This window comes from Streptomyces racemochromogenes (assembly GCF_039535215.1).
Taxonomy (GTDB): Bacteria; Actinomycetota; Actinomycetes; order Streptomycetales; family Streptomycetaceae; genus Streptomyces; species Streptomyces racemochromogenes.
The window spans coordinates 375,693-391,782 of record NZ_BAAAWT010000001.1 but is presented as its reverse complement, the minus strand read 5'-3'; the positions used below and the strand labels follow the sequence as shown (position 1 = coordinate 391,782).

Genomic DNA, 16,090 nt, shown 5'->3' with positions numbered 1-16,090 from the left:
GCACCGGTGGTACCTGCGGCCCCCGCTGCCCCTGCCGCCCCTGCCGCCCCCGCAGCCTCGGCTGCGCTCGTGGCCTCGGTGGCCCTTACGGTCCCGGGCGTCCCGGATCCCCCCGGCGTCCCGGGCGTCCCGGCTACCCCGGCCACCTCGGACGTTCCGGGGCGGGGACCGGTCCCGGCGGCTCCCATTCCCGCCGCCCCGGCCTGCCGCCCGGCTCCGCTGCCTGCCGTGCCCGCCGGCCCGGCCTGCCGCCCGGGTCCGCCGACTCCCGGGCCTGCGGCCCCGCCGGCTCCACGGCCCGGCCGGGCTGGGGGCCTTGTGGCCGCACCGGGGGGCGTCGCGGAGCGGAGCAGAGCGGTGTACGCGTCCGAGAGCACCGCTCCGGGGTCGACACCCAGTTGCTCGGCGAGCAGTTCCCGCGTGCGGTGGTACCAGTCCAGGGCGTCCGACTGCCGGCCCGACCGGCCCAGCGCCAGCATCAGCGCGGCGATCAGCGGCTCCCGCAGCGGGTGCAGCACGGCCTCCACCCGCAGCAGCGCCGCCGCCGCCGCGTATTCGCCCAGCAGCGAGTGCGCCCCGGCCAGCTCCTCCACGGCGGCCAGCCGCAGCTCGTCCAGCCCGTGCGCGGCGGCCTCCAGCAGGGGCCCGCCCACGGTCCCGCCCAGCGCGGGCCCCTCCCACAGCGCGAGCGCGTCCCGCAGGAGCCGTACCGTGTCGGCCGGTTCGCACTGTTCCCGGGCTTCCCGGTGCAACCGCTCGAAGCAGTGGGCGTCCACCCGGGCCTCGGGCAGCCGCAGCGCGTACGCCGGCCCCTGGGTGAGGAGTTCGACGCCGTGGTCGGCGGCGCCGTGCTCGGCGAGCAGGGCCCGTAGCCGCGAGACGTGACCCTGTAGCACCGTCCGGGAGTGCCGGGGCGGGTCCTCGTCCCACAGCGCCCGGGTCAGCCGGTCGACCCCGACGGCCGCGTTGGGCCGCAACAGGAGCATCGCCAGCAGGCTCCGCCGCTTGGCGGGACCCAACTGCACGGGCCTCCCGCACTCCGCCACCGCGGAGACCGTCCCCAGCACGCGGAACCGCATGCATGCCCCTTCCATCTGCTTTTCCCCGCCCGAGCATATGTCTCGGTATTTCGGTGGATGAGGGGGATCCCGGCCAATCGTCACCGGCCCGCGCAACCGCCCCGCACCGCCCGTACCTGTGACGACGCGCGGACGGGCACTCGGACGACAGTGTGGCGCAAGGATCCGGCGGCGGTTCCTTAGCCCGGCGTTAGGGCCGCGTTTGCGGGCGCTGGAACGCTGTTCCTCGTCGGGGGAGGCCCACACCGGACACCCGTCCTCCCCGCCCCGTGGGGGCGGGTGCCCGGTGCGGCCGACTGACCGGTGTGGCGTCGGCGGCCCCGGCCCGGCCCGGAACCCGGCCGCGGCCGGCTCCTGCCACGTGTCCGGCCTCGGCGGCGACTACGTCTGCGAGTACGGGGAGGCCTGGCAGACCTTCCCGGACGGCACGCGACAGGTCTTCATCGTCGGCACCGACTTCGCCGTGTGGACCCGCTACGGCAACACGAGCGGCGGCTGGTCCGGCTGGGAGTCGATGGGCGGCGAAGTCCGCGGCGGCGTCCGCATCGAGGGCAACCACACCTGGAACCCGACGATCTCCGCCGTGGGCAGGGACGGCGACCTCTGGTTCCGCCACCGCCTGAACAGCGGCAGCTGGACCGGCCGGCAGAGCTGACGACACCGGGCGGACGGCGGAGCCACCCGTGCGGGCCCGCCCGGCCCCGCAACGCCCCGGCACGCGGGCCAGCCCGCGCACCAGGCGCGTCCGGAGCCGCCCCCGGTTTCCCGAGCGCGCCCGCGGCGCCCCCGCGCGGCTCAGCCCACAGCCCCCGCCGGGCCCTGCGGGGCGGCAGGAACCCGCGCGGCTCAGCCCGCAGCCCCCCGCGGGGGCTTGCGGGTCAGCAGGAAGCCCTGGGGGTCCTGCTCGTCGGCGCCGGGCTCCCGGACCGTGCGGGCGACTTCCGCGAGGCCCGCCCCCGCGAGCAGCGAAGCGATCAGCTCCGGCGGGGTCCCGTACACGTCGAGGTCGACCGGATGCCCGTAGGCGTGCTCCAGCCGGCGCTGCCCGTCCCCCGCCGCGAACGCGACGAGCGCATGGCCTCCCGGCGCCAGCACCCGGGCGAACTCCGCGAAGACGGCGGGCAGTTCCCCGGGCGGGGTGTGCACGGTGGAGTACCAGGCGAGGACCCCGCCCAGCACGCCGTCCGCCATGTCCAGCCCGGCCATCCGGCCCACCTCGAACCGCAGACCCGGATAGCTGCGCCTGGCCACCGCCACCATCGCGGGGGAGAGGTCGACGCCGAAGGCCCGTACGCCGAGGCCGTCCAGATAAGCCGTCACCCGGCCGGTGCCGCAGCCCAGGTCGGCGACCGCCCCGCCGCCCCCGCCGCGCACGTACTCGGCGAAGGCGTTCAGCAGCGCCCTGTCCAGGGGCCGGCCCTCCAGGTCGCCGTCCAGCAGCCGGGCGTAGTCGGCCGCGACGGTGTCGTAGGACGCCTGGACGGCACTGAGCCGCGAGGTCTGTGTCATGCCCCTGAACAGTAGCCCGTCCGGCAGCCCCGCTCACCCCGGCAGCCCGACGCCGGTCAGCCCCCGGCGAGCGGCGGCGGCAGTTCCGCCCACTGGTCGCCCGGCACCCCCGGACTCAGCCGCATCAGCGTGAGCGCCTTGACCGGCAGCGGCCCGCTGCGCAGCGCGTCCGCGTCGGCGGTGGGCTCCGCGGCGTCCAGCCCGGCCGCCAGGCAGTCGGCGAACGCCTCCGCCGAGCCCGCCGTCGAGGCGAGGGCCCCGGCCGCCAGGGAGCCGAACAGCTTGCGCCGCAGCGCCGTCCCGTCGTCCGTGACCAGCCGCCCGGAGAGCGGCGGCACCGGCAGGCCGTGCCGGGCCAGCCGGGCCGGGCTGATCCGGATGTCCGCCAGGTCGCGGTAGACCAGCCGCAGCGGGCTCCCGTCGGGCGCCAGCACCACCAGCAGGTTCTGCCCGTGGGCCTCCAGCGCCACCCCGAGGTCCAGCACCCGCAGGCACACCGACAGCGCCAGCCGGGCGAACGCGGCCCGCCAGGCCGCGGACCCGGCCAGGTCCGTGCCCGCCAGCGCCGCCACCGGCACGACCCGCTCGCCGGGACCCGCGTACGCCTCGGGGGGCTCGCGGAGGACCGCCGCCAGGTCCGGGCTGTACGCGGTGGCCGCGCCCAGCGTGCGGGTGACGTGCAGCCGGCCGTCGAGCCGCTCGGTCAGCGCGTGGGCGAACGAGGAGACCACGGCTGCCGTCTCCACCGAGTACGCGGAGATGTCCCGGACGGAGGAGGTCAGCCGGGTGCTCAGCGCCGTCTTCACGTGCGGGCCGCCCGCCGCCGGGGCGAGCGTGCGCAGCGCCATCAGCGGGTGCGCGGCGAACCCCGGCAGGACCTCCTCGCCCTTCAGGACGTGCTCGGCCTGCCAGGGGTGGACCGGCACCAGGATCCGGTCCCCGTCGCGCAGGTGCTCCGGCCACCGGCCGGCGACCAGGCACTCCGCGGCCCGTACGGGAACCAGCCCGAGCTCCACCACCGGCCGGTGCTCCGGCGCGTACGCCAACTGCTCGGCCACCGTGAATCCGGGCCGGGAGCGGCAGTTGGGGTGGTACGGGTGCCCGTCCACCACCCGTTGCTCCCACTCCCACCCGGCCGCCGGCTCCGCCCGCTCCCCGTCCGGCTGCCCCGCCCGGGACAGGGCCAGGGAGGCGGTGCTGTCGTCGAGTTCGGCGGCGAAGGCGGCGCCGTGCGGCACCCCCAGCGCCTCGACCAGCCGGGCCGCCTGCCGGTGGGGCCGCCCGTCGAGCCGGACCTCGGCGACGCGCGAGCCCGTCGCGTACGGGTCGGGGCGCGGCCCCTCCAGCCGCCGGCCGTCGGCCAGCAGCAGGGTGAGGGAGTCCGGCCCCGGCTCGCGGCCCGCCACCCACGGCAGCGGCTCGAAGGCCAGCGCCCGCCAGAGCCGGGTCAGCACGGCGGAGCGGGCCCCGTCCAGCGAGGCCTCGTACGCGGCCCCGAGCCCGGGCCGTACGCCGGCCAGCGCGAGCGCGGCGGCCGCCTCGGCGGCGGTGGCGGGGGAGTGCCCGGGGTCGGGCGGGGAAACATGCCTGCTGCGGTCCAGGGGTCCGGTCCTCTCGGGTCGGTTCAACCGGTGATCAGGTCATCATCGCGGATACTGAAGATCACGGCCGGTGGTCCCTCCCGCGCACCGCCGGCACACCTCGGACGGACCGAATGGAACCAGTGGACCTCAACACCGACGCCGACGCCCGCAGCGCCGCCCCGCTCCTGAACTGCCTGCTCCGGGAGGTGGGCGAGGCCGAGGGCGGGCAGGTCCACCGGCTGCGCGGCAGCGGGCGGCTGCTGCGGGTCTCCGGCGGCCGCCGGCCCGACCGGGCGGAGCTGCGGACGGCGGACGGCTGGCACCCGCTGGGCCACGCGGAGCTGGTCAAGCTGGTCTCCGACGAACTGCACCGCTACACCGGCGTCTCCAACGACGAGCTGCCCGGCGAGATCGAGGACAGCCGCCGGGCCGTCGCCGCGCTGCTGGCCGCCCGGGCGGCCGCCGACGCGCCCGAGGACCCGTACGTCCTGTCCGAGCAGGCCCTGGTGACGGGCCATCCGCACCACCCCGCGCCCAAGGCCCGGGGCGGCGCGCCCGCCGCGAGCTGGCTGCCGTACGCCCCCGAGGCGCACACCCGCTTCCCGCTCGTGATGCTCGGGCTGCGCGAGGACCAGGTGGCCGAGGAGGGCGGCCGGGCCGCCGCCGACGCGGTCGACGCGCTGGCCGGGATCCTCGACGGCCCCCGCCCGCCCGCCGGCTACCGCGCGCTGCCCGCGCACCCCTGGCAGCTGGAGCTGGTCGGCGGCCGGCGGGAGGTGCGCGAGGCCTTCGCCGACGGGCGGCTGCTGCGGCTCGGCCCGACCCGGCTCCCGGTGTGGCCGACCGCCTCCGTGCGGACCGTGTACGCGCCGGGGGCCGACGCCGACCTGTTCGCGAAGTTCAGCCTCGACGTCCGGATCACCAACGACGTGCGCCGGCTGTGGCGCCACGACCTGCTGAAGCTGCGCCGCACCGACTCCGCGGTGGAGGCCGGCTTCGCCGACCTGCGCCGCCGTACCGGATCGGGTGCGGTGTGGCTGGCCGACCGCGGGTACCGCACCGCCGCCTTCGCCTTCGAGGAGCTGGCCGTCCTCGTCCGCGACGGGCTGCGCGGCGGGGTGGCGGCGGGCGCGGTGCCGCTGCTGTCCGCCGCCCTCGCGGAGGGCTACCCCGGCAGCCCGCTGGAGTCCGCGCCCGACCCGGCCGGCTGGTGGCGGGCGTATCTGCGCCATGTCGTGCCTCCGGTCCTGGACCTGTTCGCCCGGCACGGGATCGTGCTGGAGGCCCACCTCCAGAACTGCCTGGTCGCCGTGGACGGCCGGGGCGTGCCGGTGCAGGCCCTCTTCCGCGACGCGGAGGGCGTGAAACTCCCCGGGGACATGCCGCGCGAGGACGCCTGGCAGCGGCTCGTCTACTGCCTGGTCGTCAACCACCTCGCGGAGGTGGGCGGGGCCCTGGCCGAACGGCACCCCGGGGCGGCCGGCGGGGTCTGGCCGGCGGTCCGCGAGGAGCTGCTGCGCTACGACGCCGAGCACGGCCTGCCGGAGATCGCGGAGCTGCTCGCGGCCCCGGCGCTTCCGGCCAAGACGAACCTCCTGCTGCGCTGGACCCGGGCGGACGGGGCGGACGCGCGCTACCTGCCGCTGCCCAACCCGCTGCGGGGGGAGTGAGCGGGCGGCGGCCGGGCGTGGGATTCGGCCAAGCTGGGCCGGGCCGCCGCAGCCCCCGTGTGGAAAGGTATAGACCAATGCTAGGTTGGGTGGTCAGACCGCGCAGTCCTTGACCACCCGTCAGAGGAGAAGCCATGCCCTCCCCTTCGCGGGGCGGCGGCCCGGCCGCCACGCCCAAGTACCAGCGGATCGCCGCACAACTGCGGGACGAACTAGACCTCGCCGCCCGGACATCCGGCGGCAGACTGCCCTCCGAACGCACCCTGGCCGCCCGCTACGCGGTCAACCGGCAGACCGTCCGGGCCGCGCTCCAGGAGCTGCGCGCCGACGGACTGGTCGTCACCGGGCGCCGGGGCACGCGGGCCGTGGTCCTCCCGGGCGCCGGGCGCGCGGGCGCGGGCCCCCGGAGCGGGCCGTCCGCCGCCGGTGCCGGTGCCGGTCCCCGCCTCACGCGGACCCGGCTCGCGCTGGTCACCGTGCCGCCGTCGCTCGCCGGGCTGCTCGGGATGGGCGGCGGGGAACGCACCCTGGTCCACCACCACCACGTGTACGGGCCGGGCGGGCGCGCGGTCCGGCACACGGTGACGTACCTCTGCCCACGCACCGTGGCCCGGACCCCGGAGCTCGCGGCCTACCTCGACCGGCCGGACGGGGCCCGCGGCGACGACCTGCGGCCGCTGCACCGCTGGCTGGAGCGGGCTGCCGCGCACGGGCGGACCTCGGAGACCATCACCATGACCCGCACCACCCGTCCGGCCGGCGGGGCGACCGCCTGCGGGCTGTCCGTGCGCCGCACCGTGCACGACGGCTCGGGCCGGCTGCTGGCCGTGACGGACCTGGCGTTCACGGACTGGGACCGGCTGACGTTCCACCGGGAGCCTGCGGCGATCGGCTTCCGCGTGACATAGCGCACATCGCGGTCGGGGCGGGTGGGGGCGCCGCTGCGGGGGTGCGGGTGCCGCTGCGCGGGCTGCTCCCCGCCCCACCCTTCGCCCGTTCCCCGGGCTGCGCCCGGACCCCTCCCGGGGGCTCCGCCCCCAGACCCCCGCGCCTCAAACGCCGGCGAGGCTGGGGGGTGCCGGCTCGGCCCCCGGACCCGCGCCTCACACGTCGGCGAGGCTGGGGGGTGCCGGCTCGGCCCCCGGACGCCCGCGCCTCAAACGCCGGCGAGGCTTGAACGGGCGCCTCACACGCCCGCGGGGCTGGAGTGGGGGTGGGTTGGCTGGGGGCCCGCCGTGTAGGTCTCCCCGGCGGTTGCGGCGACCGGATCCGGGGCGTAGGCCGCGGTGGCGTCGGCGCCCTCGGTGTCCGCGTCCTCCTCACCCGCCTCCCCCGAGGGCGGGGCGCCGGTGAGGAGGGCGAGCAGGCCGGCCACCGCCACCCCCGCCTCCGCGGGGTGCCGGAACATGGCCCCCGGCGAGATCTCGTAGCGGTTGCGCCGCCCGTCGCGGGCGCGCCGGAGGTAGCCGTCCGATTCGAGGTCGGCCACGATCGCCTGGACCGTGCGCTCGGTGAGCGCGCACACCTGGGCGACATCCCTCAGCCGCGCCGCCGGGTCCCGGGCGATGGTCACCAGGACGCGCGCGTGGTTTGTGAGAAATGTCCAGTTCTGTCGACGTGTCATGCTCCCCATCTCGTCATGATGCGGCATGTGTTTGACGCAAAACAAGACGCGAAAAGTATTTCAGGTATTTCTTGACGTGCGAGCGGAAACGGTCCAGAGTCGAGGGCAGTCCCGGTCCCGCGCCGCAAGCCGACCAGCCCAAGGAGCGAACCCCATGCAGGTCCCCGCCCACGCCATCCGTACCGCCGACCCCGCCGAGGCCCGTACCGCCGGCGCCGTCCTCCCCGGCCCCCGCCACAGCGGCCGGGCCGCGGCCCACGAGGCCGGGCTGCCCCGGATCGACGAGCCCCGGGAGGTGGCCCCGGCGGACGCGCGGGAGCTGTCGAAGGTCTTCTTCGCCCGCCTGCGCGAACTCCCCGAAGGCACCGCCGAGCGGCAGTACGTGCGCAACACCCTGATCGAGATGAACGCCTCGCTCGTCCAGTACGCCGTCCGCCGCTTCCGCGGGCGCGCCGAAGGGGCCGCCGGCGACGTCGACGACCTCGTGCAGGTCGGCACCATCGGCCTGATCAAGGCCATCGACCGGTTCGACCCGGCCCGCGAGAACGAGTTCGCCACCCTCGCCATGCCGTACATCACAGGTGAGATCAAGCGCCACTTCCGCGACACCGCCTGGGCCGTCCACGTCCCCCGCCGGCTCCAGGAGCTGCGCATCGAGATAGCCAAGGCGAAGGAGGAACTGACGGTCCGGCTCGACCGCTCGCCCACCGTCCGCGACCTCGCCGCCTACCTGGACCTCTCCGAGGAACAGGTCATAGAGGGCCTGGTCGCCGCCAACGGGCACACCAGCGGCTCCCTCGACGCCCCGCACGCCGAGCACGGCGACGGTCCCGCCGAGGGCCACACCCTCGCCGAGGTCCTGGGCGAGGAGGAGCCGGCCCTGGAGCTCGTCGAGGACATCCAGACCCTGGCCCCGCTGCTGGAACGGCTCAGCGACCGCGAACGCACCATGCTTCGCATGCGCTTCGGCGAAGAGATGACCCAGGCCCAGATGGGCGCGGAGCTCGGCATCTCCCAGATGCAGGTCTCCCGGCTCCTCACCCGGCTCCTCGCCCACCTGCGCACCTCCATGCTGGCCGACCCCGAGCCGGGTCCCGGACAGCCCGGCCGCTGACACGCCTCACACCCTTCTCCGACGTGAGTTGGATCACTTCACCGTTTGCTTGGGTGAAGGCCGGGAATGTGGGCCGCTGGAGCGGAACTGTGTGCTCCGGTCGGTTGGCCGGGGCGGCGCGGTACGCGCGGGCCGATCCCGCCCCGCTCCCCGGCCCGCGGCCTCCGGCGGCGGGCCGGACCCGGTACGACCCGCGAGGTGTATGTGTCCACGCTCCAGGCCGAGCACGTCTACAAGGTGTTCGCCAGACGACCCGACCGCCAGGCCGCCGCGGTCCGCGCGCTCGAAAGCGGCGCGGACCGCGACGAGCTGCGCGCCGACGGCACCACGGCGGCGGTGATCGACGCCTCGTTCCGCGTCGAGCCCGGCCAGATCTTCGTCGTCATGGGCCTGTCGGGCTCGGGCAAGTCCACCCTCCTGCGGATGCTCAACGGACTGCTGGAGCCCACCTCCGGCCGCATCCTCTTCGACGGCGAGGACCTCACCTCGCTGACCCCGCGCGAGCTGCGCCGCGTACGCGCCACCCGCGTCTCCATGGTCTTCCAGCACTTCGCGCTCTTCCCGCACCGCGACGTCCTGGCCAACGCCGCCTACGGCCTGGAGGTCCAGGGCGTCCCCCGGGCCGAGCGCGAACGCCGCGGCGCCGAGGCGCTCGCGCTGTGCGGGCTCGGCGGCTGGGAGAACTCCTGGCCCGACGAGCTCTCCGGCGGCATGCAGCAGCGCGTCGGCCTCGCCCGCGCCCTGGCCACCGACGCCGACCTGCTCCTGATGGACGAGTCCTTCAGCGCGCTGGACCCGCTGATCCGCCGCGACATGCAGGACCAGCTCCTCGAACTCCAGCGCACCCTGCGCAAGACCATCGTCTTCATCACCCACGACCTCAACGAGGCCATGCGCATCGGCGACCGGGTCGCCGTCATGCGCGACGGCCGGATCGTCCAGCAGGGCACCCCCGAGGACATCCTCACCCGCCCCGCCGACGAGTACGTCGCCTCCTTCGTCCAGGACGTCGACCGCTCCCGCGTCCTGACCGCCGACGCGGTCATGGACGAGGTCGCCGAGGACGCCGAAGCCTGCGCCTGCCCCACCGTCAGCTCCGACACCCCGCTCGCCGACCTCTGCTCCGTCAGCGCCCGCGTCCCCCACCCGGTCGCCGTCACCGGCGCGGACGGCACCGTCGTCGGATCCGTGCCCAAGGACCGGCTCGTCGCCTTCATCGGCGACGAACAACGGCCCCCCATGGCCTGCGCGGAGGTGGCCGCCTGATGCCCCGCCTGCACCTCGGAGCCTGGGCCGACAGCGCGGTCGACTTCCTCCAGCGCCACCTGTCCTGGCTCTTCGACACCGTCAGCATGCTGGTCGGGGGGCTCTACGACGGCGTGAACGCCGTGCTGTCCGCCCCCGCACCCCTGCTCTTCGCCGGCCTCCTCGCCCTCGCCGCCTGGTGGCTGCGTGGCCTCCTCGCGGGCCTGCTCGCCTTCGGGGCCTTCGCGCTCGTGGACTCCGTGGCCCTGTGGGACGAGGCCATGTCCACCCTGGCCCTGGTCCTCGTCGCCACCCTCGTCACGCTGGCGTTCGCCGTGCCGCTGGGCATCTGGGCCGCACGCTCCGAACGGGTCAGCGCCGCCCTGCGGCCCGTACTGGACTTCATGCAGACCATGCCGGCCATGGTCTACCTGATCCCCGGGATCATCTTCTTCGGCGTCGGCGTGGTCCCCGGGATCATCGCCACCATCGTCTTCTCGCTGCCGCCGGGCGTACGCATGACCGAACTCGGCATCCGCCAGGTGGACACCGAGCTGGTCGAGGCCGCCGAAGCCTTCGGCACCGCCCCGCGCGACACCCTCGTACGCGTCCAGCTGCCCCTGGCCCTGCCCACGATCATGGCCGGCGTCAACCAGGTCATCATGCTCGGCCTGTCCATGGTCGTCATCGCCGGCATGGTCGGCGGCGGCGGACTCGGCGGCGCCGTCTACCGGGCCATCGGCAGCGTCGACATCGGCCTCGGCTTCGAAGCCGGCCTGTCCATCGTCGTCCTCGCCATGTACCTGGACCGGATGACCGGGGCCCTGGGCCGCCAGGTCTCCCCGGTCGGCCGCCGGGCACAGGCCCTGGCCCGGTCCGCGGCGAGCGGCACCGCCCGTCTGTGGAACCACCGCCCGCAGCCCGCGTACGCCGTCACCGCGGCCGTCGTCCTCGCCCTCGTCGCCGGCGGACTGAGCACCTTCGGCGGCTCCGGCTCGCCGGCCGCCGCCGACGGGGCCGAGAACACCGGCAAGGGCCGCAAGATCAGCATCGGCTACATCCCCTGGGACGAGGGCATCGCCTCCACCTTCCTGTGGAAGGAACTGCTGGAACGGCGCGGCTTCCAGGTGGACGCCCGGCAGCTGGAACTCGGCGCGCTGTTCACCGGGCTCGCCGGCGGCCAGGTCGACCTCCAGACCGACGCCTGGCTGCCCGTCACCCAGGCGCAGTACTGGGAGAAGTACGGGAACAAGCTGGACGACCTCGGCTCCTGGTACGGGCCCACCTCCCTCGAGCTCTCGGTCCCCTCCTACGTCAAGGACGTGCGTTCCCTGGAGGACCTCAAGGGCAAGGGCGCCCGGTTCAAGGGCCGGATCATCGGCATCGAGCCCAGCGCCGGAGCCATGTCCGTACTGAAGGAGAAGGTCCTCAAGGAGTACGGGCTCGAAGGCGAGTACCAGGTCGTCGACGGATCCACCCCCGGCATGCTCGCCGAGCTCAAGCGGGCCTACGAGAAGAAGGAACCCGTGGTGAGCGTCCTGTGGTCCCCGCACTGGGCGTACTCCACCTACGAGCTGACCAAACTGGCCGACCCCAAGGGCGTCTGGGGCGAGGGCGACGGCATCCACACCCTCGCCCGCAAGGGCTTCGCCGAAGACGAGCCCGAGGCCGCCGCCTGGCTGCGCTCGTTCAAGCTGACCGAGGCCCAGCTCACCGGCCTGGAGGCGAAGATCCAGGAGACGGGCAAGGGCAAGGAGCAGCAGGCGGTCCGCGCCTGGCTGGCCGACCACCCCGAGGTGGCCGCGCTCGCCTGACGGACCACGCGCCGGGGCGCCCGGGACCACACGGTCCGGGGCGCCCCGGCGTACGCGTACGCGGCTCAGCCCACCGGCACCCGGTCCGCTTCCGGCCGGGCGGCCCGGGGCTCGTCGCCGCGCACCCGCGGGCGCAGCGGCCACCACAGGGCGCGCCCCAGCAGCGCGGCCAGTGCCGGCACCAGTACGGCCGACAGGACGAACGCGGACAGCAGGATCCCCACCGCCGTGGCGAAACCGGTCTGCTGGGTCCCGGCGTGCGGGCTCACGGCCAGGCTGCCGAAGGACGCGGCGAGCACCAGCCCGGCCGTCGCGATGGCCGGCGCGGTGTGCCGCACCGCTCGGGCCACCGCGGCGCGGGCCGGTCCGGGGCGTTCCATCTCCTCCCGCAGCCGGTCGCTGATCAGGATGTTGTAGTCGGTGCCCAGCGCCACCACGAACAGGAACAGCACCAGCGGCAGCGTGAAGTCCACGCCAGGCCGCCCCAGCCCGTGCTGGAAGACGAGGGCCGAGGCCCCCAGCGTGGCCGCGAAGCCGAGCCCGACCGCGAGCATCAGCACCACCGGCGCGAGGACGCTGCGCAGCAGCACCAGCAGGATCACCGCGATCAGTACCGCCGCCACCGGGAAGATGACCCTCAGGTCCTCGTCCACGGCCACCGCGATGTCCGCGAACACCGAGGCGGTGCCGCCGACATGCGCCTCGGTCCCGGCCGGCAGGTTCGCCCGGACCGCCGCCCGGACCGGCCCGGAGACCAGGTCGCGGGCCTGCTGCCCGCCGGATTCGACGTTCAGCAGCAGGTCGATCCGGGCCGCCTTCCCGTCCTGGCTCAGCACCGTCGGCGCGACGCCGCCCACCCCGGGGACCCGGGCGAGGGCCCCGGCCAGTCCGGCCACCCGCTGCGCGCCGAGCGGAGTGCCGTCCTTCGCGGCGACGAACACGCTCGTGGGGTCCGAGACCCCGGCGGGCAGGGCGCGGGAGATCTCCTCGGCCGTCTCCACCGCCGCGGTCCGCTCGCCGCCCGCGCCGGACTGCCCGTAGTCCATGCGGATCCCCGCCAGACCAGCCGTCAGCGCGCCGAGCAGCACCAGCGAGGCGAGGACCAGCGCCACCGGGCGGCGGGCCGTGAGCCGGCCGAGCCGGCCCGCCACACCCTCGCGGGGCGCGCGCCGCAGGGCGCGCGAGGGCCAGAACATCCTCCGGCCGGTCACCGCCAGCAGCGCCGGCATCAGCGTGAGGCTGCCCAGCAGCATCACCAGGACCGACACCGCGATCGCCGGGCCCAGCACCCGGAACTGGCCGAAGGAGGCGATCCCGAGGGTGGCGAACGCGGCCACGATCGTCAGCGCCGCCGAGGTGACGGCCGTGCCCACCCGGCCCGCGACCTCCGCCGCGGCCCCGCGCCCGCTCTGCGCCGGGTTCTGCCGCAGCTGCTCGCGGAAGCGGAACAGCAGGAAGAGGAAGTAGTCGATGCCGATGCCCATGAGCACCACGTTGATCAGCCCGGGAGTGGAGGGGGCCAGCCGGACACCGCTCGCCACCGACGCCATGACCACGGTCCCGGCCGCCGCGCCGCCGATGACCGCCATCGCCAGCAGCGGCAGCAGCGCGGCGAACACGCTGCGGAAGACCAGGACGTGGAGCAGCACGATCAGCCCCGTCACCACCGCGCCGACCACCGTCGACCGGGTCTTCTCGGCGTCGGCGGTGTCCACCGTGGCGGCCAGCCCGCCCGTGAACCCGGTCCGCAGGCCCGCCTCGCCGAACGCGGACCGCGCCCGCTCGCGGAACTCCTTGTAGGTGCTCTGCACCCCGGGGTCCTGCGGATTGCCCTTCAGCTCCACGGACAGCAGCCGGAAGGACCGGTCGGGGGCCGTCATCCCGGCGCTGATCCGGGGCGTCTGGGAGTGGTCCTGCGTGAAGGGCATCTCCTCCTTGTCCTTCGGCATGACCACCCGCTGCCCGGCCAGCCGCCGCGCCACCTCCTCGACGCGGCGCTCGTCGGGAGCGGTGAGCGCCGCCCCGTCCGTACGGGCCACCAGGACCGTCAGCGGGTCGGAGTCCGGCCGGGCCCCGAAGTGCTCCTCGGCGATCCGCAGCGCGGCCGCCGAATCGTAGGAGGCGGGCAGGAAGCCGTCGTCGCCGGGCTGGGTGGCGCGGAAGACGAACACCTGGCCCAGGATCGTCAGCCCGATGCCCAGCACCGCCCACAGGGCGATCACCTTCCACGGGTTCCTGGTCGAGCATCCCGTCAGGGCGCGGATCACTGTTCTCCTCCGGTCTGTCCGTGCGGTCCGGCCCCGGTGGCCGTCCGGTCTCCAGACCATCAGCGCGAGGAGCGGGAAACGTCCTGGTGGAGAAGGAGATGGCCGCCGGTACCACGGTCCGGGATCCGGCGCCGACCAGGACCGTGGTCCTGGTCGGGACCGGTCCCCGCGGGCGGTCCGCGGCCGCCGGCCCGATGGGAGAATGGAGTCAGGAGGGCGGCCCACGGCGGTCCGCGGAAAGAGGGGCCGAGGAGATGGGCACGCGCGCCGAGAGGCTGACGTGGACGCGCAACGACGCACTGGTGGCGGTCGGGGCGGCCGCCGTGGACCTCACGGGCTTCGCCCTCGAGACCCAGTTCGAGGGAGCCTCCCTGGAGGTCTTGGCGGCGTTCACCGTGGTGGCCTCGTCACTCGCACTGCTGGCCCGGCGCCGTCACCCGGTGATGACGCTCTGCGCGGTACTGCTGCTGGGTGCGGTGGTCAACCTGACCGCCTCGGTGTCCCCGCACTTCGGCCTCACCCCGGCCGTCGCCCTCTACTCCGTCGCGGCGGCCTGCCGGCCCTCGGTGGTGGCGGGCGCCGCCCTCGTGACGGCGCCGCTCAACAGCCTCGGGCAGGGCGGCCTGCTCTTCGACCCGGGCCCCGGTCTCCTGGCCAACTGCGCGGCCACCCTCCTCATCGTGGTCACCGGCGTCCTGGTCAGGCGCTGGCAGCGGGAGACGGAGGCCAAGCGGGCCCTGCTCGCCGAACGGGCGGTGGCCGACGAACGCCGGCGCATCGCGCGGGAGCTGCACGACATCGTCGCCCACCACATCACCACCATGCAGCTGATGGCCGGCGGAGCCCGCGCCAACCTCGCCCACGACCCCGGTGTCGCCCGCGAGGCCCTGGTGACCCTGGAGCAGTCCGGCCGGATGGCCCTCGGCGAGATGCGGCAGCTGCTCGACGTCCTGCGGGCCGGGGAGGAACCGGAGACCGCCGTGCCGGCCCCGCAGCCCGGAGCCGGGGACCTCGACCGGATCGTCGCCGAGGCCCGGGCCGCCGGGTCGGACACCGAGCTCACCGTCACCGGCCCCGCCCGCCCGCTGCCGCCCACCGTCGGCCTGACGGTGTTCCGCGTCGTGCAGGAGGCCCTCACCAACGCCCGCAAGCACGCCGGGAACGCGCCGGCCCGGGTACGGCTGGCCTACGGCCCGGAGGAGGTCGCCGTCGAGGTCTGCGACGACGGACCCGCCGACGGCACCGCCGCCCGCCGCCCGCACCGCGGCGGCGGGTACGGCCTGATCGGCATGCGGGAACGCGTCGCCCTGCACGGCGGCACCCTGGAGGCCGGACCCCGCGAGGAGGGCGGCTTCCGGGTCGCGGTCCGCCTTCCCGCACCGGCCGAGCCCGAAGCGCACCGCCGGCCCCACCCGAAGCGAGAGGAACTCCACCGATGATCCGCGTGCTGATCGCCGACGACCAGCCGCTGGTCCGGCGTGGCCTGGCCCTGATCCTGGCCCCCGACCCCGGCATCGAGGTCGTCGGCGAGGCCGCCGACGGCGCCGAGGCCGTCGCCCTCGCGCAGGAGCTGGGTCCCGACGTGGTGGTCATGGACATCCGCATGCCCGTCCTCGACGGCGTGGCCGCCACCGCGCGGCTGGCCGAGGTCCGGCCCGCGACCCGGGTGCTCGCGCTGAGCACCTTCGACATGGACGAGTACGTGGTCGCCGCGCTGCGCGCCGGCGCCTGCGGGTTCCTGCCCAAGGACGTCTCCCCGGAGGAGCTGATCGCAGCCGTCCGCACCGTCCACACCGGCGAGGCCGCGGTCGCGCCGAGGCTGCTGACCCGGCTGCTCTCCACCTACGTACGGACCGCCCCGCGCGAACCCCGGCCCGCCCCGGCGGCCCCCGACGGACTCACCCCGCGCGAGCTGGAGATCTGGCGGCTCCTCGCCCGGGGCCTGGACAACGCCGCGATAGCCGCCGAACTGGACATCAGCGTCTCCACCGTCAAGAACCACCTCACCGCCGTCTTCGGGAAGCTGGGCGTCCGCGACCGGGCCCAGGCGGTCATCGCCGCGTACGAGACGGGGCTGGTCGAGGCCGAGCGGAGGAGCGGTTGAGACCCAAATGCCCGCAGACACCCGGAATCACCCGGGCCCTCGCACCCCTGACCAGCCAGAACCCTGGATGATCCGCCGGTG

Annotated in this window: 12 protein-coding genes and 1 pseudogene; 8 read left to right on the top strand and 5 right to left on the bottom strand. The window is 75.3% G+C overall.

Translation table 11 applies throughout. The features are described from left to right. Positions 1 to 407: 407 nt before the first annotated feature. Positions 408 to 986 (bottom strand): annotated as a pseudogene (locus ABD973_RS01890) (AfsR/SARP family transcriptional regulator); the annotation flags it as partial. 379 nt (positions 987 to 1,365) lie between these two features. Between ABD973_RS01890 and ABD973_RS01885 the strand changes: the two are divergent. After that, complete coding sequence (locus ABD973_RS01885) at positions 1,366 to 1,734, top strand: PLL family lectin (protein ID WP_345497943.1); 369 nt, start codon at positions 1,366 to 1,368, stop codon at positions 1,732 to 1,734. Positions 1,735 to 1,925: 191 nt separating this feature from the next. Here the strand turns inward: ABD973_RS01885 and ABD973_RS01880 are convergent, their stop codons facing one another. Further along, a complete protein-coding gene (locus tag ABD973_RS01880; RefSeq protein WP_345497941.1) occupies positions 1,926 to 2,588 on the bottom strand; it encodes a class I SAM-dependent methyltransferase in 663 nt (220 codons plus the stop codon). 56 nt (positions 2,589 to 2,644) lie between these two features. After that, positions 2,645 to 4,189 carry an IucA/IucC family protein gene (locus ABD973_RS01875; RefSeq protein ID WP_386382139.1) on the bottom strand — a complete coding sequence of 515 codons (1,545 nt, stop codon included), beginning with the start codon at positions 4,187 to 4,189 and terminating at the stop codon, positions 2,645 to 2,647. A gap of 113 nt (positions 4,190 to 4,302) precedes the next feature. Here ABD973_RS01875 and ABD973_RS01870 point away from each other — a divergent pair, with 113 nt between their 5' ends. After that, the gene (locus ABD973_RS01870; protein WP_125823510.1) at positions 4,303 to 5,841 is read left to right on the top strand and encodes an IucA/IucC family protein; all 1,539 of its coding nucleotides are present in this window, start codon (positions 4,303 to 4,305) and stop codon (positions 5,839 to 5,841) included. Between the two features lie 134 nt (positions 5,842 to 5,975). Continuing rightward, the gene (locus tag ABD973_RS01865; protein WP_125823511.1) at positions 5,976 to 6,749 is read left to right on the top strand and encodes a GntR family transcriptional regulator; all 774 of its coding nucleotides are present in this window, start codon (positions 5,976 to 5,978) and stop codon (positions 6,747 to 6,749) included. A gap of 278 nt (positions 6,750 to 7,027) precedes the next feature. Here ABD973_RS01865 and ABD973_RS34695 read toward each other — a convergent pair whose 3' ends face one another. Beyond that, positions 7,028 to 7,465: a MarR family transcriptional regulator gene (locus tag ABD973_RS34695; protein ID WP_425586074.1), complete on the bottom strand. Its 438-nt coding sequence runs from the start codon at positions 7,463 to 7,465 to the stop codon at positions 7,028 to 7,030. A 154-nt stretch (positions 7,466 to 7,619) separates the two neighbouring features. Here ABD973_RS34695 and ABD973_RS01855 point away from each other — a divergent pair, with 154 nt between their 5' ends. The 3 genes from ABD973_RS01855 (at position 7,620) to ABD973_RS01845 (ending at position 11,638) form a co-directional block, all read left to right on the top strand. Further along, complete coding sequence (locus ABD973_RS01855; protein WP_345497937.1) at positions 7,620 to 8,579, top strand: SigB/SigF/SigG family RNA polymerase sigma factor; 960 nt, start codon at positions 7,620 to 7,622, stop codon at positions 8,577 to 8,579. Between the two features lie 204 nt (positions 8,580 to 8,783). After that, positions 8,784 to 9,845 (top strand): quaternary amine ABC transporter ATP-binding protein, encoded by a 1,062-nt coding sequence (locus tag ABD973_RS01850; RefSeq protein WP_345497935.1) that lies wholly within the window; start codon positions 8,784 to 8,786, stop codon positions 9,843 to 9,845. After that, positions 9,845 to 11,638, top strand: coding sequence for an ABC transporter permease/substrate binding protein (locus ABD973_RS01845; RefSeq protein ID WP_125596610.1), 1,794 nt, complete (start codon positions 9,845 to 9,847; stop codon positions 11,636 to 11,638). Before ABD973_RS01850 ends, ABD973_RS01845 begins: the two co-directional genes overlap by 1 nt. Before the next feature lie 65 nt (positions 11,639 to 11,703). Here ABD973_RS01845 and ABD973_RS01840 read toward each other — a convergent pair whose 3' ends face one another. Further along, positions 11,704 to 13,905: an MMPL family transporter gene (locus tag ABD973_RS01840; RefSeq protein WP_345497932.1), complete on the bottom strand. Its 2,202-nt coding sequence runs from the start codon at positions 13,903 to 13,905 to the stop codon at positions 11,704 to 11,706. A 254-nt stretch (positions 13,906 to 14,159) separates the two neighbouring features. Here ABD973_RS01840 and ABD973_RS01835 point away from each other — a divergent pair, with 254 nt between their 5' ends. Beyond that, on the top strand, positions 14,160 to 15,344 hold the full coding sequence (locus ABD973_RS01835) for a sensor histidine kinase (protein ID WP_345497930.1): 1,185 nt from the start codon (positions 14,160 to 14,162) through the stop codon (positions 15,342 to 15,344). Continuing rightward, positions 15,341 to 16,009, top strand: a complete 669-nt coding sequence (locus tag ABD973_RS01830; protein WP_125823515.1) for a response regulator — start codon at positions 15,341 to 15,343, stop codon at positions 16,007 to 16,009. Before ABD973_RS01835 ends, ABD973_RS01830 begins: the two co-directional genes overlap by 4 nt. Positions 16,010 to 16,090 lie beyond the last annotated feature (81 nt).